General features: G+C 58.1%; 20 protein-coding genes. 5 read left to right on the forward strand and 15 right to left on the reverse strand.

Going from position 1 to position 21,805, the window contains the following annotated elements; translation table 11 throughout:
- Nucleotides 1–69 precede the first annotated feature (69 nt).
- The 3 genes from VFO93_RS14360 to VFO93_RS14370 all read left to right on the forward strand — a co-directional run bounded on the left by VFO93_RS14360 (nucleotide 70) and on the right by VFO93_RS14370 (nucleotide 1,966).
- A complete protein-coding gene (locus tag VFO93_RS14360; RefSeq protein WP_325135077.1) occupies nucleotides 70–675 on the forward strand; it encodes a pseudouridine synthase in 606 nt (201 codons plus the stop codon).
- 151 nt (nucleotides 676–826) lie between these two features.
- Nucleotides 827–1,279: a cold shock domain-containing protein gene (locus tag VFO93_RS14365; RefSeq protein WP_325135078.1), complete on the forward strand. Its 453-nt coding sequence runs from the start codon at nucleotides 827–829 to the stop codon at nucleotides 1,277–1,279.
- 207 nt (nucleotides 1,280–1,486) lie between these two features.
- Nucleotides 1,487–1,966, forward strand: coding sequence for a cold shock domain-containing protein (locus tag VFO93_RS14370; protein WP_325135079.1), 480 nt, complete (start codon nucleotides 1,487–1,489; stop codon nucleotides 1,964–1,966).
- Nucleotides 1,967–2,236: 270 nt separating this feature from the next.
- Here VFO93_RS14370 and VFO93_RS14375 read toward each other — a convergent pair whose 3' ends face one another.
- A complete protein-coding gene (locus VFO93_RS14375; protein ID WP_325135080.1) occupies nucleotides 2,237–4,243 on the reverse strand; it encodes an amidohydrolase family protein in 2,007 nt (668 codons plus the stop codon).
- Nucleotides 4,244–4,396: 153 nt separating this feature from the next.
- On the opposite strand from VFO93_RS14375, the gene VFO93_RS14380 reads away from it, so the two are divergent.
- Nucleotides 4,397–6,763: an AAA family ATPase gene (locus tag VFO93_RS14380; RefSeq protein ID WP_325135081.1), complete on the forward strand. Its 2,367-nt coding sequence runs from the start codon at nucleotides 4,397–4,399 to the stop codon at nucleotides 6,761–6,763.
- An 82-nt stretch (nucleotides 6,764–6,845) separates the two neighbouring features.
- On the opposite strand, the gene VFO93_RS14385 is transcribed toward VFO93_RS14380, so the two are convergent.
- From VFO93_RS14385 to VFO93_RS14450, 14 genes are all read right to left on the reverse strand, one after another.
- A complete protein-coding gene (locus tag VFO93_RS14385; protein WP_325135082.1) occupies nucleotides 6,846–7,199 on the reverse strand; it encodes a nucleotidyltransferase domain-containing protein in 354 nt (117 codons plus the stop codon).
- On the reverse strand, nucleotides 7,175–7,567 hold the full coding sequence (locus VFO93_RS14390; RefSeq protein WP_325135083.1) for a HEPN domain-containing protein: 393 nt from the start codon (nucleotides 7,565–7,567) through the stop codon (nucleotides 7,175–7,177). Before VFO93_RS14390 ends, VFO93_RS14385 begins: the two co-directional genes overlap by 25 nt.
- Before the next feature lie 80 nt (nucleotides 7,568–7,647).
- Entirely contained in the window at nucleotides 7,648–9,054 is a 1,407-nt protein-coding gene (gene lpdA / locus VFO93_RS14395; protein WP_325135084.1) for a dihydrolipoyl dehydrogenase, read from the reverse strand.
- 167 nt (nucleotides 9,055–9,221) lie between these two features.
- Entirely contained in the window at nucleotides 9,222–9,725 is a 504-nt protein-coding gene (locus tag VFO93_RS14400; protein ID WP_325135085.1) for a DUF4126 domain-containing protein, read from the reverse strand.
- 225 nt (nucleotides 9,726–9,950) lie between these two features.
- The gene (locus tag VFO93_RS14405) at nucleotides 9,951–10,619 is read right to left on the reverse strand and encodes a carboxypeptidase-like regulatory domain-containing protein (RefSeq protein WP_325135086.1); all 669 of its coding nucleotides are present in this window, start codon (nucleotides 10,617–10,619) and stop codon (nucleotides 9,951–9,953) included.
- A gap of 77 nt (nucleotides 10,620–10,696) precedes the next feature.
- The gene (locus VFO93_RS14410; protein ID WP_325135087.1) at nucleotides 10,697–11,146 is read right to left on the reverse strand and encodes a hypothetical protein; all 450 of its coding nucleotides are present in this window, start codon (nucleotides 11,144–11,146) and stop codon (nucleotides 10,697–10,699) included.
- Between the two features lie 513 nt (nucleotides 11,147–11,659).
- Complete coding sequence (locus tag VFO93_RS14415; protein ID WP_325135088.1) at nucleotides 11,660–12,367, reverse strand: Crp/Fnr family transcriptional regulator; 708 nt, start codon at nucleotides 12,365–12,367, stop codon at nucleotides 11,660–11,662.
- Nucleotides 12,368–12,568: 201 nt separating this feature from the next.
- Nucleotides 12,569–14,233, reverse strand: coding sequence for a 2-oxoglutarate dehydrogenase complex dihydrolipoyllysine-residue succinyltransferase (odhB, locus tag VFO93_RS14420; protein WP_325135089.1), 1,665 nt, complete (start codon nucleotides 14,231–14,233; stop codon nucleotides 12,569–12,571).
- Nucleotides 14,234–14,266: 33 nt separating this feature from the next.
- Entirely contained in the window at nucleotides 14,267–14,677 is a 411-nt protein-coding gene (locus tag VFO93_RS14425) for a HEPN domain-containing protein (protein WP_325135090.1), read from the reverse strand.
- Complete coding sequence (locus tag VFO93_RS14430) at nucleotides 14,667–14,987, reverse strand: nucleotidyltransferase domain-containing protein (RefSeq protein WP_325135091.1); 321 nt, start codon at nucleotides 14,985–14,987, stop codon at nucleotides 14,667–14,669. Before VFO93_RS14430 ends, VFO93_RS14425 begins: the two co-directional genes overlap by 11 nt.
- A 68-nt stretch (nucleotides 14,988–15,055) precedes the next feature.
- Nucleotides 15,056–17,986: a 2-oxoglutarate dehydrogenase E1 component gene (locus VFO93_RS14435; RefSeq protein WP_325135092.1), complete on the reverse strand. Its 2,931-nt coding sequence runs from the start codon at nucleotides 17,984–17,986 to the stop codon at nucleotides 15,056–15,058.
- Nucleotides 17,987–18,236: 250 nt separating this feature from the next.
- The gene (locus VFO93_RS14440; protein WP_325135093.1) at nucleotides 18,237–19,427 is read right to left on the reverse strand and encodes an SMP-30/gluconolactonase/LRE family protein; all 1,191 of its coding nucleotides are present in this window, start codon (nucleotides 19,425–19,427) and stop codon (nucleotides 18,237–18,239) included.
- A 194-nt stretch (nucleotides 19,428–19,621) separates the two neighbouring features.
- The gene (locus VFO93_RS14445; RefSeq protein ID WP_325135095.1) at nucleotides 19,622–20,638 is read right to left on the reverse strand and encodes a hypothetical protein; all 1,017 of its coding nucleotides are present in this window, start codon (nucleotides 20,636–20,638) and stop codon (nucleotides 19,622–19,624) included.
- Between the two features lie 120 nt (nucleotides 20,639–20,758).
- The gene (locus tag VFO93_RS14450; protein ID WP_325135096.1) at nucleotides 20,759–21,160 is read right to left on the reverse strand and encodes a hypothetical protein; all 402 of its coding nucleotides are present in this window, start codon (nucleotides 21,158–21,160) and stop codon (nucleotides 20,759–20,761) included.
- 148 nt (nucleotides 21,161–21,308) lie between these two features.
- On the opposite strand from VFO93_RS14450, the gene VFO93_RS14455 reads away from it, so the two are divergent.
- Nucleotides 21,309–21,716, forward strand: coding sequence for a hypothetical protein (locus tag VFO93_RS14455; RefSeq protein ID WP_325135097.1), 408 nt, complete (start codon nucleotides 21,309–21,311; stop codon nucleotides 21,714–21,716).
- Nucleotides 21,717–21,805 lie beyond the last annotated feature (89 nt).

Consider the following 21,805-nt stretch of genomic DNA (forward strand, 5'->3'; position numbering starts at 1 on the left):
TCGGCTCCCCCTCTTTTTTGGAGAGGGGGTTGGGGGGTGAGGTTCACCCGGTGGGGCTACTTTTGGGCAGTGAACCCCGAATCCGACTCCCCCACCGCCCACCGCCATTTCCTTCTCTACAAGCCCTACGGCTACCTCAGCCAGTTTGTGAGCGCCTTCGGGCGCGAGGCCCGCAAAAAGCGCTTTCTGGGCGAACTCTACGACTTTCCGGACGGCACGATGGCCATCGGCCGGCTCGATGAGGACAGTGAGGGCCTGCTGCTGCTCACCACCGACGGGCGCGTGAGCGAAACCATCCGCAGCCGGCACGTGGAGAAAGAGTACTACGTGCAGGCCGATGGGCTCGTGACGGACGAGGCGCTGGCGCGGCTGCGGGCGGGCGTCGACATCAGCATTCAGGGCGTAGGCTACCGCACGGGGCCGTGCCAGGCGCGGCGGCTGCCCGAGGTGCCCGCGCTACCCCCGCGCGCCCGCCCGGTGCGCGACGACCGCCACGGCCCCACCAGCTGGCTTTCCCTCACGCTCACCGAAGGTAAGTTTCGGCAAGTCAGGAAGATGACGGCCGCCGTGGGCTTCCCCACGCTGCGGCTGGTGCGGGTCCGCATCGGGGCGCACGGGCTGGCGGGGCTGCTGCCCGGCGGCGTGCGCGAGGTGCCCGACCCGGCAGCGAGCTGAATTTTAAGTAGTCGCCCTATTTCTTAAGACTATAAGCTGGTTTGGGGCGCGATTTATCCCGTATCTTGGCCCCCAATAGCGGGAATCTATCAGCTCGCTTTTTCCTTTGTTAACGAAAGCCTAACCGGCTATTCCGCGACCAGTACCCCTCATGGCAAAAGCACAGACTAATTTCGGCAAACAGGAAGCCGAAAAAAAGCGTCAGCAAAAGAAAAACGAGAAAGAGGAACGCCGCCTCGCCCGCCAGGCCAACAAGGGCCAGGGCGAAGAGGACATGATTGCCTACGTCGATGAAAACGGCAACATCACCTCGACCCCGCCCGACCCCACCAAGAAAAAAGAAGTTGCCCTCGAAAGCATCCGCATCGGCGTGGCCCGGCAAGAAGACCGTGAGCCCGAGGATGCTACCCGCACGGGCACCGTCACGTTCTTCAACTCGGCCAAGGGCTACGGCTTCATCAAGGATGCCGCCAGCCAGGAGAGCATTTTCGTGCACGCCAACAACCTGGGCGGCCTCACCATCACGGAAGGCGACAAGGTCACCTTTGAAACGGAGCCCGGCATGAAAGGCCCCACCGCCGTGCGCGTGAAAAAAACCGCCTAGCGGCGCACGGCCGGGTAGCCGCCCGCCTTTTGTTTTTAGTACTTCCCAAAGGCCGACCAGCTTTTTGCAGCTGGTCGGCCTTTGTTTTTAGTGGCAGGGCCGAGCGCGTTTTTTGTGCCGCCGACGGAATTTAAAGCCGCCCCAATCGCTTATTACTAGTTGCCTGCTTGCGCGCAAGCCGGTTTTTTGACCACCCAATCCCCCTTCATGGCCAGAGCCCAAACCTCATTCGGTAAAAAAGAAAACGAGAAGAAGCGTTTGCAGAAACGTAACGAAAAAGAAGAAAAGCGCAAAGAGCGCCAGGCCAACGCCGTTTCGGGCCAAGGCCTGGAGGAAATGCTGGCCTACGTGGATGAGAACGGCAACATCACTTCGACGCCGCCCGACCCCACGCGCAAGCGCAAGGAAATCAGCGCCGAAAGCATCCAAATCGGCGTACCCAAGCAGGAAGACCGTGAGCCCGAGGACACGCTGCGCACCGGCACGGTGTCGTTTTTCAACGACTCGAAAGGCTACGGTTTCATCCGCGATGCGGCCAGCCAGGAAAGCATCTTCGTGCACGCCAACAACCTGGGCGGCCTCACCATCACGGAGGGCAACAAAGTGACCTTCGAGGTCGAGCCGGGCATGAAAGGCCCCACCGCCGTGCGCGTGAAAATGGCCAGCACCGTCCCGGCGGCTTCGTAGTTTTTGAGGTGTTAAGGCTGCCTGTTGCGCCTTTCGTCTCGCATTATCAACACGCCCCGCGCTACTTTGGTAGCGCGGGGCGTGTTGGGTTTTGCTGATTTCTGTTGGGGGTAACTACTCGACCGCAGCGCCTCACCCCCCGGCCCCCTCTCCGAAAAGGAGAGGGGGAGCCGACTGTTAGCGGACGCGAGTAGTCGTTGAGTAGTCGTCAGGCTCCCCCTCTCCTTTTCGGAGAGGGGGCCGGGGGGTGAGGCGACCACGCTCGCACAATTATCGCGGCCCCGCCAGCTCCGAATAATCAGCCAACTGCCGCATCTGGGCGGGCTCGTACACCTGCCCGGCCTTCACTACCAGCCGCACCTGCCGGATAGCGCGGATGTTGGCCAGCGGGTCGCCGTCGATAATGACCAAATCGGCCTGCTTGCCCACGTCGAGCGAGCCGGCGCGGGCGTCGAGGTTCATGGCGCGAGCGGCATTGATGGTGGCCGTTTGCAGGGCCTGCATGGGCGTGAGGCCGCCCTGCACGTACAGTTCCAGCTCGCGAGCGAGGCTGGTGCCGGGAAAACCCATGTCGGTGCCCGCCACGATGGGGATGCCGTGGTCGTAGAGCGCCTTCACGAGGCGCGGGTAGCTGGCGATGTACGGGACCGCCTTAGCGGCATCGGCCGGTTCCTGGCCCATGTTCACGTACAGCGCCTGCAAGGGCTGCGGCAGCCGCAGGTAGCCGGGCTCGATGGCCATAATATCGTCTTTATTCGAGCGATAGGCCAGCTCAAACACGCCCACCGTGGGGTCGATAACGGTGCGGTGGGCTTTCAGAAAAGCAAACACGCGGGCGGCCGTAGTATCGGTGAGGATAAGCGAGCCATCGGCATTGCGCCGCAACGGCCGCACCACGTAGTTGAGGTGGTTGACTTGGTCCATGCCCGCCGCCACGCCCTGCGTAATGGTCATCTCGTCGGGGATGTGGCCCGTGACGGTGAGCCCCAGGCGGTGCGCCTCGGCGCACACGGCCCGCACAATTTCCGGCTTCACCGAGCTGTAGAGCTTGATTTGGGCAAAGCCATTGGCCTTATAGCGCTGCACCAGGCGCACGGCCTCGGCGGGCGTGTTGGCCAGCTCGATGCCCAGCGTGCGCGGCCCACTGCCGTCGATGAGGCCGGCCTTGAGGATGCGCGGCCCCACGCCCTGCCCCGTGTCGATGGCGCGCTGCACGGCATTGAGGTAGGCAAACTCGTTGCCGCAGTCGCGCACCGTAGTCACGCCGGCCGCCAGGTAGGCCGGCCCCCACTCGGCCTGCTGAAAGTGGGCGTGCATGTCCCAGAGGCCCGGCAGCACGGTTTGGCCCTCGGCGTGCAGCACGCGGGCACCTTTCGGGATGGGCACGGCAGCGGCCGGGCCTACGCGCAGCACCTTGCCGCCTTGCAGCAGCACCGTGGCCTGGGGGATGCGGCGGCCCCGCATCACGTCGACCACCGTGCCGCCCACCACGGCCAGCAGCGGGACCGGGGCGGCAGTTTTGGCGGTGGCCGCCGCGCCCATCTCGGCTCGAAAAAGCCGCATACCGTGCCGGGCCGCCCGCCCCACCAGCGCCGGTAGCAGCGCCGCGTAGGGCTGGGCCAGCAGCTCTAGCTTGTCGCCCTCAGCATCGATGGTGATGAGGCCCACGAGGCGGCCCTGCTGGTCGGTCCAGAGCAGCTCGTTTCCCCACACGAGGCCCTTGAGCACGTAGCGCCGCAGTAGCAGCGGTCGGCTCTGAAATTGCAGCGTGTCCGTCCCGTCTTCGCGGATGCGGACCGTGCCGCCGGGCAGCAGCGCCAGGCGGGCGGGGCGGCCGTGCTGCTGCCAGTAGCGCAGCAGCAGCCACTGCCCCGTGCCCGGCGCGTAGCCCGCCACCGGGAAGCTCAGGGCCGGCCGCGGCTCCGTCCGCACGGCGTCATCGACGCGGATGCGGGCCTGCCCATCGGCCCCCAGGCGCACCGTGTCGTTGATGCTGCTGAAGCGCGAGGTCTGCCCCTTCACGGCCAGGCGCAGCGGCTCGCCGGCGGGCGTGGTGGCGATTTGGGCGGTGAGCGCCACCGGCGAGCCCCGGTCTACGAACCGGAACGCGACGTCGTAGGTGCAGGCTTGCGGGGTGCGCGTGAGGCGGTAGGTTTCCTTACCGATGCGCTGCGCGAACTTGTGCAGCAGGAAGGTGGCCGTGTCGGCGGGGGCCGTTTGGGCGCGGGCGGCGAGCGGGAGGGCTAGGGCGGCGGCGAGAAGGAGCGGAGGGCGCATGAGTTTTACTAATGGCACAGACAACAAAATAAAAATTGTGCTAACTTGGCTTCTCTAAGCCCTTACTAACCTTTTGCTAGCTTAGCCTTAACGATTTAATTTGACTTAGAGCCGTTATTGCCAACCTCTACCTACCTTCTCATAAGCAGAGCCATGATACAAAAGATAAACATCAAAAAGTTTGGCATCTTCTCTTCCTACAAATGGAACAACAATTTATCAGGAGATACAAATTTTAACCTTTTGAATATAATATACGGGCGTAACTATTCAGGCAAAACCACTTTGTCTAGAATATTCAGGTGCATTGAAAAACAGGAATTACACAAACACCATTTAGATGGAGATTTCATCATTGACTGTCGAGACGGAAAATCTATAAGTCATGTCACTCTCGACTCACCAATTGAAGAGAACCAGGTAAGAGTTTATAATACTGACTTTGTTAGCGAAAATCTCAGCTGGATTCATAATGAAGACGGCCTTATTCTACCATTCACAATTCTGGGCGCTAAAAATATTGAAATAGACAACGAAATTAAACAGATAACAAAAGAACTCGGTACCAACACTACTAATGGACTTTTATTTGACTTGACAAAGTTACAAGACAAATATAAGACCGGAATCAAAAAGCTTAATTCCTTAAAACTAGACTTAGAAAACAAGCTTAAGACTAAGGCGAATGATAAGGTCAAATTAGATAAGACCCTATTTTTAGCATCTACCGGCAAAAAAACTTATAATATAAGAGATATCGAAGCAGAAATCGAAAGTATAAAATCAGATTTTTCATCTAGTATACTGAGCCCTGCCCAGAAGGAATTCAGAAAAAAGTTCCTTACTGAGGAACCAAGATTATTTATCAATCTTTTCCCTGAGCAAAAGCCAAATTTCAGTAAGTACAGCCAGGAAGCGGAAGCTCTGTTACTCAAAGAAATCAAGCCAAATGAGCAGATTAGCATTTTAATAAATGACAGCCTCTTGCAAGAATGGGTCAGACATGGAATCGACAATCACAAAGGCAAGCATGAAAAATGCGCATTCTGTGGGGGTACCTTACCGCTCGATATTTGGACAAAGCTTGATGCTCATTTCAACAAGGAATCTGAGGAGCTAAGAGAAAGTATTACTAGCTTAATCGCAACTATCAACAGCGCAATTGAGCGCATAAATAATTTTATATTCATAAATAAGGACAATTACTATTCTAGCTTACACGACAAAATTTCCCCACTGATAATTCGCTGGGAGCAGGCAAAAGCAAATTACTCACAAAGCTTACGGCTACTTGTTGATGAACTTGACATTAGAAAGCAAAACATATTTAAATCACGCCAAATAAAGGATACGGAGGATTTTTCAACTGAAATATTAAACCTAATAGTCGAAATCAATTTGGTTGCAAAGGAGAATAATGCAAAAGCAAACACATTAATAAACGACCAACATCAAGCTCGTTACGAACTCAGAATATCTGAAGTCGCACAATTTGCTATTGATATTGATTTTATCAAGAGGACCTCTGATATTGCATCCCTAAATAGCAGCAACCAATTATTAAATAACGAAATATCAGCTAAAAAGGCGCAAGCAAATCAACTTGTATTGCGAAAAGAGCTTCTAGAATCTCAAGCTAGAGATGAGACCAAAGGAGCTCAATTAGTTAATCAACATATTTCAGATTTTTTCGGACATGGCGAGTTGAAGCTAATTGCTGAAGGCGAATCACCTAATATAAAATTCAAAATAACTAGAGAGGGAACAGACGCCAAAAATCTTAGCGAGGGCGAATGCAGCTTGATTTCTTTCTGTTACTTTATAGCAAAGCTTGAGGATGAAATTCAAGGTCAAGAGGAAACAAGGAACCTCATCGTTTATATTGACGACCCAATATCGAGCCTTGATAGCAATCACATATTTTTCGTATTTAGTCTCATTGAAAAAATTATTGCCAAGCCAAATAGATATAAGCAATTATTTATTTCTACACATAATTTAGATTTTTTAAAATACCTAAAAAGACTAACATCACCCAACGGCAAAGGCAGTGTGAGTCATTATCTTATAGAGAGAAGGCAAAAAGGAAATGAGAAAGGAAGCTTTCTTGTACCTATGCCTATTCATTTAAAAGACTATGTAACTGAATTCAATTACCTTTTCAATGAGATATACAAGGTATACAAAGAAGTAGGTGGCGATAAAAAGGCCATGATATCGAATACATACAACCAGTTTTATAATCTACCAAATAACATGAGGAAATTTCTTGAATGTTATTTATTCTACAAGTTTCCTAATAGTGAAAGCCCTTTAGATAATCTAAGCAAAATATTTAATGGAAATACTCCTATTATCATTAACAGATTCATTAATGAGTATTCTCATTTAACATATATAGATAGAGGATGGAAGCCTATTGATGTTGATGAAGCAGAGGAATGCGCTAAACTTTTAATTGAAAAAATAAAAGAGCAAGACCCTGAGCAATTTGAAGCTCTGCTTCAAAGCGTTATGTAAAGCAGGTTATCTTAGTAACACAAAAGAGGCTGAAGCTACAGGAGCTTCAGCCTCTTTTGCGTTTCTGCCGCAGGGCAGGGGACTACATATGAGTGGCTCGGTTTTCCGTGGCGGCCGGCTCCCACTCGCCCACCACAATACCCGTGCGCTTGATTTCCTGCACGAACGGATTCCAGTCGGTGAATTGCTCGGGCGAGAAGGTATGCGGCTCGATGTCGATGTGCCGAGCCAATGACCGCACAAACGGTTGAATGTCCTCGGCCCGAAAGCCGGTGAAGGAATCGGCAATCAACGCTACATCAATATCCGACCACTCATGCTGCTCGTTGCGGGCAAACGACCCGAACAGAATAACCTGACGCAGGGGAATGGCAAGTTGTCGCAGTTCGCTGGCGAACTGATTGACCTCTATTAAGGCAGTTTGCTGAGTAACCATGAGCGTAAATCATCAGTGTCTTGCAACAACGCACGGGTAAACGATTCAGTTGCCCGCTGGTAAGCAATGCGTTGGTAGTCGGGATAGCGACCATCCATCTGAAATGTATTCAAGGTGCTACCTATACCTTCTTGTGCCGGAGTAGGCGCTAAGGTAGTGGCACTCCATAAACGCAGAATGTCGTGAATACGCGGCGGATGGTCGCTGGCGTTATCCTGTATCCAATGCGCCTTGCTTAGCTTCTCGATAGCCAAATGTGCGAAAAACAAGCTTTGAAGAAAGCGCTTGCTTCTGAACAAGTCCTGCGCCGCTAGCCAGTCTTCTTCGGCCGTGTTTTTCCAGTGGGCAACGTGGTCTTGTTTTGTCATGATTAGCAATCTATTAAGTACTCCATATAACTAGGGTACCGCTGGGCTATTCCATTTGTTACCAAGACCACGTTCACTTTTTACATATGAATGGCCCGGTTTTCCGTAGCCGCCAGGCAGGCTTCCTTCATGGCCTCGGCGTAGGTGGGGTGCGAGTGGCTCATGCGGGCCACGTCCTCGGCCGAGGCGCGGAACTCCATGGCCGTCACGGCTTCGGCGATGAGGTCGGCGATGCGCGGCCCTATCATGTGTACGCCCAGGATTTCGTCGGTGGTTTTGTCGGCCAGCACCTTCACGAAGCCATCGGTGTCGCCGCTGGCGCGGGCGCGGCCGCTGGCTTTGAACGGGAACGAGCCCACTTTGTAGGCCTTGCCCTGCTCCTTGAGTTGCTCCTCGGTGTAGCCCACGCCGGCCACCTCGGGCCAGGTGTACACCACGCCGGGAATGAGCAGGTAGTTGATGTGCGGCTTCTGGCCCACGATGGTTTCGGCCACGAACACGCCTTCTTCCTCGGCCTTGTGGGCCAGCATGGCACCGCGCACCACGTCGCCGATGGCGTAGATGCCGGGCACGTTGGTTTGCAGGTGCTCATCGACCTTGATGCGGCCGCGCTCTTCCATCTGCACACCGGCGGCCTCCAGGTTGAGGCCGGCGGTGTAGGGCACGCGGCCCACGGCCACGAGGCAGTAGTCACCCTCAAATTTCACCTCCTCGCCCTTGGCGTTGGTGGCGGTCACGGTCACGTTGTCGCCGTCGCGGGTGGCGCCGGTCACTTTGTGCGAAAAGAAGAACTCGATGCCGATTTTGCCCAGCACACGGCGCAGCTCCTTGCCCAGGCCCCGGTCCATGGTCGGGATGATGCTGTCCATGAACTCCACCACCGATACTTTGGCACCTAGGCGGGCGTACACGGAGGCCATTTCCAGGCCAATCACGCCGCCGCCAATCACTATCATGTGCTTGGGCACTTCGCGGATGTTCAGCGCCTCGGTGCTCGTGATGATGCGCTGCTTGTCCTGCTTGATGAACGGCAGCACCGTGGGCTTCGAGCCGGTAGCGATGATGACGTTCTTGGTTTCAATCTGCTTGGCTTCACCACCTTCGAGCGGCGTGATGCTGAGGTGATTTTTATCAACAAAAGCGCCGACGCCTTGCAGCACGTCGATTTTGTTCTTTTTCATCAGGTAGGCGATGCCGTCCACGTTGGCCTTCACCACGCCCGCCTTGCGGTCTATCATGCGGTTCATGTCCACCGTCAGGTTGTCGAGCCCGATGCCGTGGTCGGCAAACGCCGTGTGGGCGTTGTGGTAGTGCTCGCTGGAGTCGAGCAGCGCCTTGCTCGGGATGCAGCCCACGTTGAGGCAGGTGCCGCCCAGGGTCGGGTATTTCTCGATGAGGGCGGTCTTCAGGCCCAGCTGGGCGCAGCGGATGGCGGCTACATATCCGCCAGGGCCCGAGCCGATGACGGTGACATCGTATTGATTCATACTCACAAAAGACAAGTTCAACCAGCCAGCCGGCCAGCCCGGCAAAGATACGCTAGGCTGTAGCTTGGACTTTGTAGTCCGAGCGCGCTTAGCGCGCATTCACGGGCGAACGGCTACAGACGTTGATGCGCGCTGCGCGCGCGCTCGGGCTACAAAGTCCAAGCTACTTAGCTCGCCTGGCTCTTAGACAATAGCGCGCCCAGGCCCAGCACCAGCGCATCTTCACCCGCCCCCACGAGGCCCGTGTCTACGTCGGCTTTTTCGCTGATGGTCTTGCGCAGGTAGAAGGTCAAATACGTGGCCGCCACCGCGCCCAGCGCGCCCACCAGCGCGCCACTCACGAGGCTGCCGCCCTTGGCTTTGTAGAGGGTAGCGCCCACCAGCGCCCCCGATACGGCCCGCGCGCCCAGCTGCTGCGGTACGATGCGGTCGGGCGTGTTGGGCAGCTTATCGCCCACAAACTCGCCGGCAATCAAGAACTTGAGGGCCGTGCCCACGCCGGGCTTGCCCAAAAAGCGCAGCGGCGAGCCCGCTAGCGCCGGGGCCAGTGCCTGTTGCGAAAGAAACTGGCTGAGAAAGGCCGGCCCGGAAGTAGCCCGCGAGCCCGCCAGCGCGGCAAAGCCCAGCGCGGGCCAGAATTTAGCCCCACGGGGCTGAGAAGAAGATTTCATCAGAAGAGGTATCAATTAGGAATGCAGCCGTAGTACGCGAAAAAGCTACTGGCTGACTAACCGACCGCCCCCAAAACGCACAAAAGCCCACCCGAAGCCGGATGAGCTTTTGTACGGACAAGTCGGGTCGCCACCGACTAGTTCTGCGTGGCCACGGGCGGGTGGGCCGCCGGGGCAAAATCTGGCGTTGGCTTTTGGTAAGCCCGAAAGCGCTGCTTTCAGCGGCTAGAAAAACAGCCAGCGCTTACGCTTGGCCTGCTTGGGCTGGAGCACCACTGGGGCGCTGGTGGGGCTGGCAGCGCTCATTTCCTGCTCTACGTAGCCGCCGTAGCCGTATTGTAGCGTGGCCTGGCGCCCAGCCGGCACGGGCAGGCTGTAGTTGCCGTTGGCGTCGGTGGTAGTGCCGTGGGCGGTGCCTTTTTGCAGCACGGTAGCGCCGGCCAGCGGCTCGCCTTTCTCGTTGAGAATACGGCCGTGCAGCACCACAGTGCGCACTTTGCTGAGTTCGGGCATTTCGCTAGCGGCGGCCAGCGAGGCCGACACCCCGGCCACCGGGCGGTTGGCGGTGGGCAGGTGGTTGGCGGCCATAGAAGCGCCGGCCAGCAGCAGCCCCACCAGCCCGAAGCTGAGGGCGCGGCGGCGCAGGCGCTGCGGCTGCTGCCGCACAAAGTGCAGCTGCTTGCCCACCCAGCCGGGGGCCACGGTAGCGTCTTCATCGGCTTGCAGGTGGTGCCAGCGCGTTACCGTCGCGTGGGCTTCGCCGGCATCGCGGCGCAGGTAGTCTTCCACGGCCTGGGCCGACGAGCGGGCGAGGTCGCCGCGCAGGTAGGCATCGCGGTACACGGGCAGCAGTTCGCCGGTGGTAGCGTCGAAGGGGGTAGCGGTCAATTTCATAAGAAGAGAAAAAGAAGTGGAAATCTGGATAGAAGTAAACTAAATAAAATAAGGTAAAAGCTAATTTACTTAAAACGTTACTCACTAGTAGTAAGCTCGTTCACGGCCTGGCGAACCAACTCGCGCGCCAGCGCTAGGTTGGTATCGTGGGCATCTACTACCAGGCCCAGCACGTGCTGGCCGCCGGGCTGCACCCGCAGCAGGTGCAGCTGCGTGGGCAGGGTAGTCAGGATTTCGGCGGGCTGCTCGGCGGGGGCGGCCTGGGCCGCCTGGTGGGCTTGCACCTGCCGCACGGCGGCCGCCCAAAAGGGCGCGACGCTACCCGGCGTCAAGTGCTCGTGGCTGGTGTAGCTGGCCAGCACCTGCCCCGAGGCTGGGGCTACCACTGCCGCCATCAGCAGCTCGGGCAGTTCGGCCAGCAGGTGCCGTAGCGCGGCCTCGGCGGCGGGGGCCCCTGGGGCTGCTACCAGGCGGTGCAGCGGTGGCCGCCCCAGGCTTGGCGAGCGACGTAGAAACGGAAGATTCATACTAGCCGGGCCAACAGATGCCCGGTAGGCTAGGTAAAGGATGGCGTAAAGTTAAGAGAAGTAATGCAGTTACCAAGCAGCATTATTTTCTTCACATAATACAATTATTGCAAACAGATAACCCATTGACGAGCAAAGCATATTTTCCTCAACCAACCACACATTTGTTTTATTCTTAACGACAGCAAATCTCGAACCGCAATAGGTTTAAAAAAATGACCAAAATCATTTATGCTCCTGATTCTACTTAAAATTTGCGCAAAAGTGTCGCAATTAAATCTTGCTTAAATTCAAAAAATAGCTTATTAGCCGATTTCAGTAGCACCACCTATGTGCAATGCACTGATTAGCATTCAAAAACTGGTGGCACAACTTCCCGTTGGTAAGAAAAGCGCCGGACTGCTCTGCGCGCCACTGCCAGTAGGGCACAGGTACTCTATGCCCAGCCCGGTATTACCAGGCCGTAGGTCGCCCACTACCCCAAAAATTAGCCTAAAGCTGGCTAGGCCGGTGCTAGTCGTACATGGTCGCTATCTCGACCAGGCGGTTGGGCTTGAGAATGGTAATCTGGCTGCCCCGCGTGGTGATGATACCCATGTCTTTTAGCTCGGAAAGTAGCCGGCTCACGGTTTCCTTGGCCGTGCCTACCAGCGCGGCCAGGTCTTCGCGGCCCAGCGCTATCCGGAAGGGCAGCTCTTCGCCTTCGCGCCGGAAGGTTTGCATCACAAATAGCAGCGCGCCAGCCAGGCGCTCGCGCACGGGCTTGTAGGCCAGGTGCAGCATGCGCTCTTCGGCCCAACCCAACGAGTGGGCCAGCAGTTGCATGAGGGCCGTGGAAAACTGCGCGTTGGCTTGTACCAGCCGCAAAAAGTCGGGCCGGGGCACTAGGCACACCACGCAGTCTTCGAGGGCCACCGCCGACGACGTATAGCGCGTGCCGGCCAGCAGCGCCCGGTAGCCCAGCACATCGCCCTCGCGGTAAAGCTGCACTATCTGCTCCTTCTGGTCGCCCCCGGCTTTCGAGAGCTTTATCTTGCCCTGATACACGCAGTAGAGGCCCATGGCCGGGCTACCCTCCTGGTAGATTACCTGGCCTTTCTGGTAGTGCTGCGTCACCTTGTTGGCGGCAACAAATTCCAGTTCGTCTAGAGCGCAGCAGCCCATCAGCGGGTTGCTGCGGTGTGGGCACGACTGGCACTGGGGGTTGGTGAATCGTAACATGTAGATTTGTAGACTTGTAAGAAAATATAGCGGACATATCAAAATTACTAAATTTACGAAAAAGTACAAGCTGGAGGATACGTATTTTACGAAACCGCTTACGTATTTCACACAGATTATCAGCCGTTAAATTTACCCTAAAAAAGAAAAAGGTCTGCTCTCTTGTGAGAGCAGACCTTTTGAAAAGACAACTTATGCTGGCTATACGCCCAGTAGCAAGCGCGTCGGGTCCTCAAGGAGTTCTTTCACGCGCACCAAGAACGATACCGATTCGCGGCCGTCGATGATGCGGTGGTCGTAGCTCAAGGCTAGGTACATCATGGGGCGGATAACCACTTGGCCGTTTTCGGCTACGGGACGCTGGATGATGTTGTGCATCCCTAAGATGGCTGACTGCGGAGCGTTGATGATGGGCGTGCTCATCATCGAGCCAAAGATGCCGCCGTTGGTGATAGTGAACGTACCGCCCGTCATTTGCTCGATGGTGAGCTTGTTGTCGCGGGCCAGGCCGGCGAGGCGCACCACTTCCTTCTCCACACCATCGAAGCTTAGCTTCTCGGCATTGCGAATAACTGGTACTACCAAGCCTTTCGGGGCCGATACAGCGATGCTGATGTCGCAGAAATCCGAGTACACGATGCTATCGCCGTCGATGTAAGCGTTCACGGCGGGCCACTCTTTCAGGGCTACGCACACGGCCTTGGTGAAGAATGACATGAAGCCTAAGCCCACGCCGTTTTTCTCCTTGAACTTGTCTTTGAACTTGTTGCGCAGGTCCATGATGGGCTGCATGTTCACCTCGTTGAAGGTGGTGAGCATGGCCGTCTCGTTTTTCACCGACACCAGGCGGCGGGCTACCGTCTTGCGCAGGTTGCTCATGCGCTCGCGGCGCTGGCCGCGCTCGCCGGCCGGGGCGGCAGCAGGTGCCGAAGCAGCAGGAGCAGGAGCAGGAGCCGGGGCCGGGGCCGGAGCAGCCGCCGGGGCAGCGGGCTTAGCCTGGGCATTTTGCGCGTCTTCCTTCGTGATGCGGCCATCGCGGCCCGTGCCGTTTACATCGGCAGCGTTGATGCCTTTCTCACCCAGGATTTTGCCAGCGGCCGGTGAGGGCACGCCGGTGGCGTAGGTAGCCGCGCCACTGGTAGCAGCCTGGGCCGTGGCTGCCGGGGCCGGCGCTGCCGCAGCGGGCGCGCTGGCGGCCGGGGCCGCAGCCGCTCCATTACCACCTTCGATGTGCGCAATAGTAGCGCCGATGCTGATGGTATCGCCTTCCTTCACGGCGTGGCGCAGCGTGCCGCTACCCTCGGCGGGCAGCTCAAACGTGGCTTTGTCCGACTCCAGCTCGGCAATCACTTCATCGCGCGATACTTGCGCGCCGTCGGGCTTCAGCCACTTGGCCACCGTTACTTCGGTGATGGACTCGCCCACGGCGGGAATCTTCATTTCAACCGAGCTGCTGCCAGCCGCGGGGGCAGTAGTGGGGGCGCCGGGAGTAGAAGGGTCAGCGGCGGGGCGGTCGGCGGGCTGGCCGCCGTAGCCGGCCTGGTCGCTGGCCTGGGGGTTTTGCTCGCCCTGGGCGAGGGCGTCGCCGCCGGCGGCGGGCGCGGCCGCCTGGCTGGTGCCGGCCGGGGCGCCAGCGCCATCGAGCTCAGCAATGACGGTCCCAATGCCAATCGTTTCACCTTCCGCCACGCGGATTTTCAGCGTGCCGTCGGCTTCGGCGGGCAGCTCAAACGTGGCTTTGTCCGATTCGAGCTCGGCGATTACCTCGTCGCGCTTCACGGCGTCGCCATCAGCTTTCAGCCACTTGGCAATGGTTACTTCGGTGATGGATTCGCCAACGGCGGGAATTTTGATTTCGGTGGGCATGGGAGGCGGGTGGTAGAAAAGCGTATTTTAAGATTAAATCAAAAAAGCCTGCGCCAGCGGGCGCAGCTTGGTGCGAAAGCGGTCGGCCATCGCCACGAGGTCGGCTGAAATGAAGCTGGGGGCGTCGTCGGTTTCGTAGCGCCATGTTACCGCAAAATCCTGGAGTGCTGCGGCGTTATCCATTTCGGCGGTACTCAGTACAACAATGCCCGCCTGGGTCAATGGTAGAAGCAGCTTGACCAGCACGTGAATAAATGGCGCAGGCAAACCACTGGCAATTAGTACCGCTTTTATGTACTTCTCAACTGCTTGTTGGCAGCTAAAGCCTATGCTTTCGTACAAGTGTGGGGAGTTTTGCATCAACGAGTTCGCGGCTTCCATATCCCGGTCTGCGGCCCGGAGCATAGTTGCAACACGCTGTTGAACTGAGGAGCTAGGCTGCATATAGTAACCGGCCTTGCGTTTCCGCGATTGTTTCTACCGACTGAAATATACCAGCGGCCTTCTCCATTTCCGCTGGTGTACGAATCAGAATATCCATTGCAGGAAACTCGTCATCCCACAGAAGACGCCAGACTTTAATAGCTCGCTCGGCGCGCTTGGCCTCCGCTTTTTCCTTGATAATGAGCAAATCCAGGTCGCTGTGCTCGTGCGGCACGCCGTAGGCATACGAGCCAAACAAGATAATCTTGTCGGGCGCGTAGCCTTCAACGATACGCCGCACTACAGCCTGGATTTGCTCTTCTGAAATCATCGAGTGTAGGGTAAGCTTTGGCTTGCCGATGCGTGGAAAGGCAAGCTAAAGCTTACCCTACACGCTGGCTATTCTTGTTTTTTGGCAATTTCGGCGGTTTCCTCAATTTGCTCGGCGGCTACTTCTTCGCGGCGCTCGCCAAAGGCGCGGGCCACGATTTCCTTTTGCTCTTTTACGTGCACTTTGTTGTAGCCGGTGGCGGGCGAGGCCGAGGGCTTGCGGGCCACCACGTCTTCGAGCTCGCGGCGCATGAAGCGCAGCAGGTAGTTCCAGTAACCCATGTTTTCGGGCTCTTCCTGTACCCAGTATATTTTGGCGTTGGGGTACTTGGCCAGCTCCACGTCAAGCTGCTTTTTGGGGAAGGGATGCAGCTGTTCGAGGCGCACGATGGCCACGTCTTTGCGGTCAGACTTCTGCTGCTCGTCGAGCAGGTCGTAGTACACTTTGCCCGAGCACAGCAGCACTTTCTCTACCTGGCCGGCATCGGCGAAATTATCGCCCAGTACCTCCTGGAAGCGGCCGCTCGTGAAGTCTTCCACCGGCGACACGCACAGCGGGTTGCGCAGCATTGACTTGGGCGACATCACTACCAGCGGTTTGCGGAAGCTCCAGGTGAGCTGGCGGCGCAGAGCGTGGAAGAAGTTGGCCGGCGTAGTGATGTTGGCCACCACGATGTTGTTTTCGGCAGCCAGTTGCAGGAAGCGCTCAGGGCGGGCGTTGGAGTGCTCGGGGCCCTGGCCCTCGTAGCCGTGGGGCAGCTGCATCACCACGCCGTTCATGCGCTGCCATTTGCTCTCGGAGCTCACCACAAACTGGTCAATCATGGTCTGCGCGCCGTTGGCGAAGTCGCCGAACTGCGCTTCCCAAATCACGAGCGCCGTGGGGTTGGCCATCGCGTAGCCAAACTCAAAGCCCAGCACCGCGTACTCGCTCAGCAGCGAGTTGTAGATGTTCAGCGGCTGGTGTTCGCCCTCCAGGTGGTTGAGCGAGTTGTACGGGGCCGACGTTTCGGCGTCGTGCAGCACCGCGTGGCGGTGCGAGAACGTGCCGCGCTGCACGTCCTGGCCGCTCACGCGCACCGTGTGGTTTTCGCTCATCAGCGAGCCGTAGGCCAGCAGCTCGCCGGCGGCCCAGTTGAGGGTGCGGGTTTCGTAGAACATCTTGCGGCGCTCCTTCAGCAGGTTATCAATCTGCTTGATAGGCCGGAAATTCTCGGGAATCGTGGTCAGGGCCTTAGCTACGCGCTCCACGATTTCCTCGCTGATGCCGGTTTCCGGCGATTGGTCAAAGTCTTCGTTGGTGCTGCGGCGCAGGGTGCGCCACTCGTTTTCGAGGGCCTGATATTTATAAGGTAGCGGCTGCTGCTTTACCTGGTCGAGGCGGGCTTGCAGCATGTCACGAAACTCCTTGTCCATCTGGTTGGCCAGTTCGGCGTCTACATCGCCGCGCTTCACGAGCGTGGCGTTGTACACCTCGCGCGGGTTGGGGTGCTTCGAGATGACGTTGTAGAGCGTGGGCTGCGTGAACTTGGGCTCGTCCGACTCGTTGTGGCCGTGGCGGCGGTAGCACACCATATCAATGAAGATATCGGCGTGGAACTGCTGGCGGTACTCAGCCGCCAGGCGCACCGCAAACACGACTGCCTCGGGGTCGTCGCCGTTCACGTGAATTACCGGCGCGTCGATAATCTTGGCTAGGTCGGTGCTGTAAATCGACGAGCGAGCGTCCTCAAAATCAGTCGTAAAGCCGACTTGGTTGTTAATCACGAAGTGAATCGTACCGCCCGTCTTGTAGCCTTCCAGCTGCGACATCTGCGTCAGTTCGTAGCCAATGCCCTGCCCCGCCAGCGCCGCGTCGCCGTGGATGAGAATGGGCAGAATCTGGTGGTAGTCACCGTCGTACTGGTGCTCGATTTTGGCCCGCACGAAGCCTTCTACTACCGGGTTCACCGCTTCCAGGTGCGAAGGGTTAGGCGCTAGCTTCAGGTTGACTTTCTCGCCGTTAGTGGTCGTTACCTCCGACGAGTAGCCCATGTGGTACTTCACGTCGCCATCACCCATCGTGAGGTCGGGCGTGGCTGTGCCTTCAAACTCGCTGAAAATCTGCTCATAGGTTTTGCCCATAATGTTGGCGAGCACATTCAGGCGGCCGCGGTGGGCCATGCCAATCATCACTTCCTTCACGCCCAATTCGGCGCCCCGGTTGATGATGGCATCCAGCGCCGGAATGGCCGTTTCGCCGCCTTCCAGCGAGAAGCGTTTCTGGCCCAAAAACTTGGTGTGCAGGAAGTTTTCGAAAACTACCGCCTCGTTCAACTTCTTCAGAATACGTTTCTTGTACTCTACATCGGGGTTGAAAGCCAACGCGCCGTGCTCGGCTTTCTCCTGAAACCAGTCCAGAATCTGGGGGTCGCGGATGTAAGTGAATTCGAAGCCCACCGTACCGGCGTAGATGCTCGTGAGCGCGGCCACAATCTCGCGGAGCGTTGCGCCTTGGCCCAGACCCAGCAATTCGCCCTGGCGAAATTTTGTATCCAGGTCGCTGTCGCTCAAGCCGAAATCGGCCAGATTGAGGCGCTCTTTGCGGTCTTTGCGCTCGCGCACGGGGTTGGTTTTGGCGCGCAAGTGGCCACGGCTGCGGTAGGCGTGGATGAGGTTGCGCACGGCCGTTTCCTTGTCGCTGGCAGGTGCACCTTTGGCGATGGGGCCGGCATCGTTAGTCGAAGCCTCCGTTTGGAGTACGCCGTAGCCATCGGGCTGGGGCACGGGGCCGGGCGCTGGGGCAGCGCTGGTTTTGCCGGCCGGAGCCGCGCCGCCATTGGTGGCGGGTGCTTGGCCGGGTACTACTGGCGCACCTTCGGGGAACTGCTGCGAGAAATCGTAGCCTTCAAAAAACTTACGCCAGCCAAAATCGACCGATTCGGGGTTCTGCTGATACGCCTCGTACAGCGTTTCGATGGCCGCCACATCAGCATTGGCGATATAGGAGTAAGAATCCATAAGGAGTGGGAATTGAAAAGGCTACGACAAGCAGTGCAAAAGTAAACTAGCTGAGAATAAACTAAAAACCTACATGCGGTTACGCAAATAAGCCTGGTAGCCAATCAAATGACTTCTCCAGACGCTGCTTTATTACTTTAAAAGCTTACCAAGCTAACGTAAAAAACTGGATTTTCCCGTAGCCTTTCTTGCTAAAAAGCCCACTACTTGGCACCTAGGGGCAGCAGTGGGCTTTGTGCTAAGCTGAACTTTACTTGGTAGCTGCCATTTTGTAGATGCGGAAGGGCTCATGTGCTGGGGCTACACCTTTGTTCCAATTGGGCGTGAGGTCGAGCTCCGATACGGTGAAGTAGAGGCTCTTGCCATCGGGGCCCCAGGCGAAGGTATCGGGCCATTGCAGGCGCGCTTCCTGCACCAGCGTTTCGGTTTTGCCGTCGGGGGTGCGGCGCAGGATGGCACCGGTCTCGAAGGCGGTGAGGTAGAGGTTGCCTTTGCTGTCGATTTCCATACCATCGCAGGCGGGTGCGTCGGGTAGCTTTTCGGGGGCCGCATTCACTTGAGCAGCGGTAAGGGCCGGGTTGCGTAGTACCTCGGTTTTGATGCGGTAGAGCTCGTGGCCCGACAGCGCCCGGTAGTACAGGTACTGGTTATCGGTGCTCAGGGCGATGCCATCGGCCTTGAACGAGCCGGGCTTGCCCGTGGGGTCGATGAGGGCGTGGCCCTGCGCCTTGGTCACGAAGCCGGGGGTAGGCAGAGTCGAGGGCTGCTGCTTGAGCAGGGCGCGCGAGGTGCCGGTTTTGAGGTCAACTACCACCAGCGCGCCAGTGCCCGACTCGGTCATGTAGGCGTAGTTGTTTTGCAGGTCGATGCGCACGTCGTTGAGGTACGACTTGCGCGGGGCCACGCTTTCCGGGATGGCGATGGTGCGCACTACCGTGCTGGTGGCGGGGTCAGTTTCGACCAGCTTGGGGCCGCCGGGCACGGTGTATTTGAGGCCGGGCGAGGCGGGGTCTACTATCCAGAGGTGGCCTTTGGTATCGACGTAGCCAGCCTGCGGGCAAATCCAGTGCTTTTGGGGCTCGTTGCGGAGCGAGTCGTTCCACATGCACCACTTGGCGTCGGGGTAGGGCGCGAGGGTGTTTTTACCCGTCACGAGCGCCACCGGGTTGGTGGGGTTGTAATCCCAGCGCGGCGAAAAGGCGAATATTTTGCCGCCCGGCGCTACGGCCACGCCCGTGATTTGGGGGGCATTGATTTCGGCCACGATGGTGAGCGGCGAATTGGCGGGCGCGGGGGCCGGCACGTGGGCGGCGGTCGAGTCGGCGGGCATGGTGCCGCGGGCCTGGTTATCGGTGGCGCTGTTGCCGTTGCAGGCACCTAGGAGCAAGCCGGCGGCCACAGCCGTAGCGGGTGCCGCCGCTTTGGCGAAGAAAGAAGACATAGAAATAAGTGAGTAGGAAAACGAAAGCCCCGGCCGGCTACCGGCTGGGGCTTTGCATACGGGCAGCGCGGGGCGTCCGTTCGGTTGGGGTTAGGGTAGCGTAGGCTTTAGCTAGCGTAGTGTCGGCCTGCGGCTGCCTATCCTAGGTTTGCCTAATGTGTCTTAACGACACGCTGCCCAAAAACTAAGACACGCTATCCCTTGAAGGATAACACGTTGAGCTGCTCGGTCGCTGCCTCGGCAGGCTGCGGCTGCATGGCAGCGTCGTAGAGCAAGCTCAAGGGCTGGAAGGGATTGCGCAGAATAACCTCTTCGGAGATGCCCCAGCGCGCCCACAGGCCGGTGAGCACGTGGCCGTAGGACAGGTTTTCCCAAGGATTGAAAATGGTCGCCGTCACATCGTCGACCAGCGCATCGAGCACCAGCTCGGCACTGGGCGGGTCGAGCGGGCCGGGCCGGCGCGGGTAGATATCGGGAATGGCCGCCAGTAAGTAGGCCGCGTAGTACACACGGGCCTTAAACTCGGCTACCTGCACAGGGTGCAGTGGGCGCTGGGCCTCGGCATACACCTGGCGCATAGCCTGGCCGATAAAGCCGATGTCGATAAGCGAAGCCACTACCACGGCATTACCTAGCTTAATGCTAAAAACCAGCGTATTGAGGTCGTCGTCATATTCAAAAACCGGCGCCTCGTAGTGGTCGTCCACCTCTAGCACGAACACCGAGCCGGGTACGAAATCGGCGTAGTCGGTGGGCACGCGCAGGCCTTGCAGCAGCTGAAAAAACGGCCGGAACTTGCGCAGCAGCTGCACATTCTCGGCTAGCGGATACTGGGGCTTGATGAGCGGCTGCTGCTGCTGCACCAGCTCGGCGGCGAAGATGCCGTAGAACATTTTGGCGGCCCACTGCCACAGGCGGGCGGGTGGCAGGGCGCGCAAGGCGGCAGGGCCACCCAGGGCGGCCTGCTGCACCTCGTCTTCGAGAGCTTGCAGGCGCGGGCGCAGCGCGGGGGTTAGCGGCAGGCGCAGGGCAGCGTAGGTAGTCTGGCTTTGGTCGAGCAGGTAGATGGGGCGCTCGGCCAGGCCGTAGGCAGCCTGCACCCACTCGGCAAAAACCGGAACGGTATCAGCGGGGCCAACGGGCTGGCCGGTAAGAAAGCAGCGGCCGGGGCCAAACTGCATGCCCTCGAAAGGGTCGTAGAGGGTAATCATGGGCGACGCGAATTGCGGCGCAAAGGTCGGGGCAAAAAAATAGCGCGGCCCCCGGAGGGGTCCGCGCCGAAGCGGCGTGCAAGTAGCAAACCGCAGAGTTAGAGTACCTAGGGCTTGCGCTTAGCGCGAAAGCAGGTTGCTGGCTTTGATGAGCAGGCGGCTCAGCTTATGCAGCGAGTCGGAATAGCCGTTGGCGGCTTCCTCGCTCACTTTCTGGGTTTCGGCACCGAGGCTGGCCAGGATTTCGGCGATTTCGTGGGCCTGGGTATCGGAGGCGCTGAGGCGCTCGCGCAGCAGCTTCACTTCCTGGCACACTTTGGCCAGGCCGGGGCGGTCGCTGGCTTCGAGCACCACTTCCCAGCGCTCCAGTTCGTGCAGGCCGCTGGCCCCGTCGGAGTTGGGCAGGCCCTCGCCGAGCAGGCCCAGGGTATCGGTGAGCAGGGCCGTGCTTTGCTCGTCGCTGATGTGCAGCGGCTCGGTGCGGGCGGGAGGAGTGTGCGGGGTGGAGGCGGTGGAATCCATGAGAATAAAGAAAAGACAAATCGGAGTGCAACTCGGCTATACTTGCGCCAAGCAAAAAAAGTTGGTAAGCCCGAGCGCGGGCGAAGGTTACCTTTTGCAGGGAGCCTTCATTAAGCAGCACAATTTCACTTTCCCAACCCTTTCTCCCATGACTACTTCGTTTAAAACCCTGCTCGCCGCCGCTACCCTCAGCCTGAGCCTCGGCGCTTGCTCGACCGACACCGACACCACCAAAAACGCCGACGGCAGCACCACCACGACCACCGAGGTAACTACCCCCAGCGCCGAGCAAGTAGGCGACAAGATGGAGGCCGCCGGCGATAAAGCCGAAGCCAAAATGGAAGCCGCTGGCGACAAGATGGAAGCTGCCGCCGACAAAGCCGGCGACAAAATGGAAGCCGCCGCTGACAATGCCAAAGCCAATGCCCAGGAAGCCGGCGCTAAAATGGACGCCAAGCTAGACGCCGCTGGCAACAAAATGGACGCCATGGGCGACGCCGCTGCCAAATCGGCCAGCCAGACCAAAGAAAACATGAAAGCTGCTGCCAAGCAGTAATTTCAGCTTACTGCCCAAGCACTTGGCAGGATACTAAAAAGGAGCATCGGCCCGCTGCGTGGCCGGTGCTCCTTTTTTCGTGGCCGGGC

It is taken from the genome of Hymenobacter sp., assembly GCF_035709525.1.
Lineage (GTDB): Bacteria > Bacteroidota > Bacteroidia > Cytophagales > Hymenobacteraceae > Hymenobacter.

What these genes read in the sequence shown, in the direction of transcription:
- VFO93_RS14365 (WP_325135078.1), top strand. Translation starts at nt 827, where the DNA reads ATGGCAAAAGCACAGACTAATTTCGGCAAACAGGAAGCCGAAAAAAAG.
- VFO93_RS14370 (WP_325135079.1), top strand. Translation starts at nt 1,487, where the DNA reads ATGGCCAGAGCCCAAACCTCATTCGGTAAAAAAGAAAACGAGAAGAAG.
- VFO93_RS14375 (WP_325135080.1), bottom strand. Translation starts at nt 4,243, where the DNA reads ATGCGCCCTCCGCTCCTTCTCGCCGCCGCCCTAGCCCTCCCGCTCGCC.
- VFO93_RS14380 (WP_325135081.1), top strand. Translation starts at nt 4,397, where the DNA reads ATGATACAAAAGATAAACATCAAAAAGTTTGGCATCTTCTCTTCCTAC.
- VFO93_RS14385 (WP_325135082.1), bottom strand. Translation starts at nt 7,199, where the DNA reads ATGGTTACTCAGCAAACTGCCTTAATAGAGGTCAATCAGTTCGCCAGC.
- VFO93_RS14390 (WP_325135083.1), bottom strand. Translation starts at nt 7,567, where the DNA reads ATGACAAAACAAGACCACGTTGCCCACTGGAAAAACACGGCCGAAGAA.
- lpdA (WP_325135084.1), bottom strand. Translation starts at nt 9,054, where the DNA reads ATGAATCAATACGATGTCACCGTCATCGGCTCGGGCCCTGGCGGATAT.
- VFO93_RS14400 (WP_325135085.1), bottom strand. Translation starts at nt 9,725, where the DNA reads ATGAAATCTTCTTCTCAGCCCCGTGGGGCTAAATTCTGGCCCGCGCTG.
- VFO93_RS14405 (WP_325135086.1), bottom strand. Translation starts at nt 10,619, where the DNA reads ATGAAATTGACCGCTACCCCCTTCGACGCTACCACCGGCGAACTGCTG.
- VFO93_RS14410 (WP_325135087.1), bottom strand. Translation starts at nt 11,146, where the DNA reads ATGAATCTTCCGTTTCTACGTCGCTCGCCAAGCCTGGGGCGGCCACCG.
- VFO93_RS14415 (WP_325135088.1), bottom strand. Translation starts at nt 12,367, where the DNA reads ATGTTACGATTCACCAACCCCCAGTGCCAGTCGTGCCCACACCGCAGC.
- odhB (WP_325135089.1), bottom strand. Translation starts at nt 14,233, where the DNA reads ATGCCCACCGAAATCAAAATTCCCGCCGTTGGCGAATCCATCACCGAA.
- VFO93_RS14425 (WP_325135090.1), bottom strand. Translation starts at nt 14,677, where the DNA reads ATGCAGCCTAGCTCCTCAGTTCAACAGCGTGTTGCAACTATGCTCCGG.
- VFO93_RS14430 (WP_325135091.1), bottom strand. Translation starts at nt 14,987, where the DNA reads ATGATTTCAGAAGAGCAAATCCAGGCTGTAGTGCGGCGTATCGTTGAA.
- VFO93_RS14435 (WP_325135092.1), bottom strand. Translation starts at nt 17,986, where the DNA reads ATGGATTCTTACTCCTATATCGCCAATGCTGATGTGGCGGCCATCGAA.
- VFO93_RS14440 (WP_325135093.1), bottom strand. Translation starts at nt 19,427, where the DNA reads ATGTCTTCTTTCTTCGCCAAAGCGGCGGCACCCGCTACGGCTGTGGCC.
- VFO93_RS14445 (WP_325135095.1), bottom strand. Translation starts at nt 20,638, where the DNA reads ATGATTACCCTCTACGACCCTTTCGAGGGCATGCAGTTTGGCCCCGGC.
- VFO93_RS14450 (WP_325135096.1), bottom strand. Translation starts at nt 21,160, where the DNA reads ATGGATTCCACCGCCTCCACCCCGCACACTCCTCCCGCCCGCACCGAG.
- VFO93_RS14455 (WP_325135097.1), top strand. Translation starts at nt 21,309, where the DNA reads ATGACTACTTCGTTTAAAACCCTGCTCGCCGCCGCTACCCTCAGCCTG.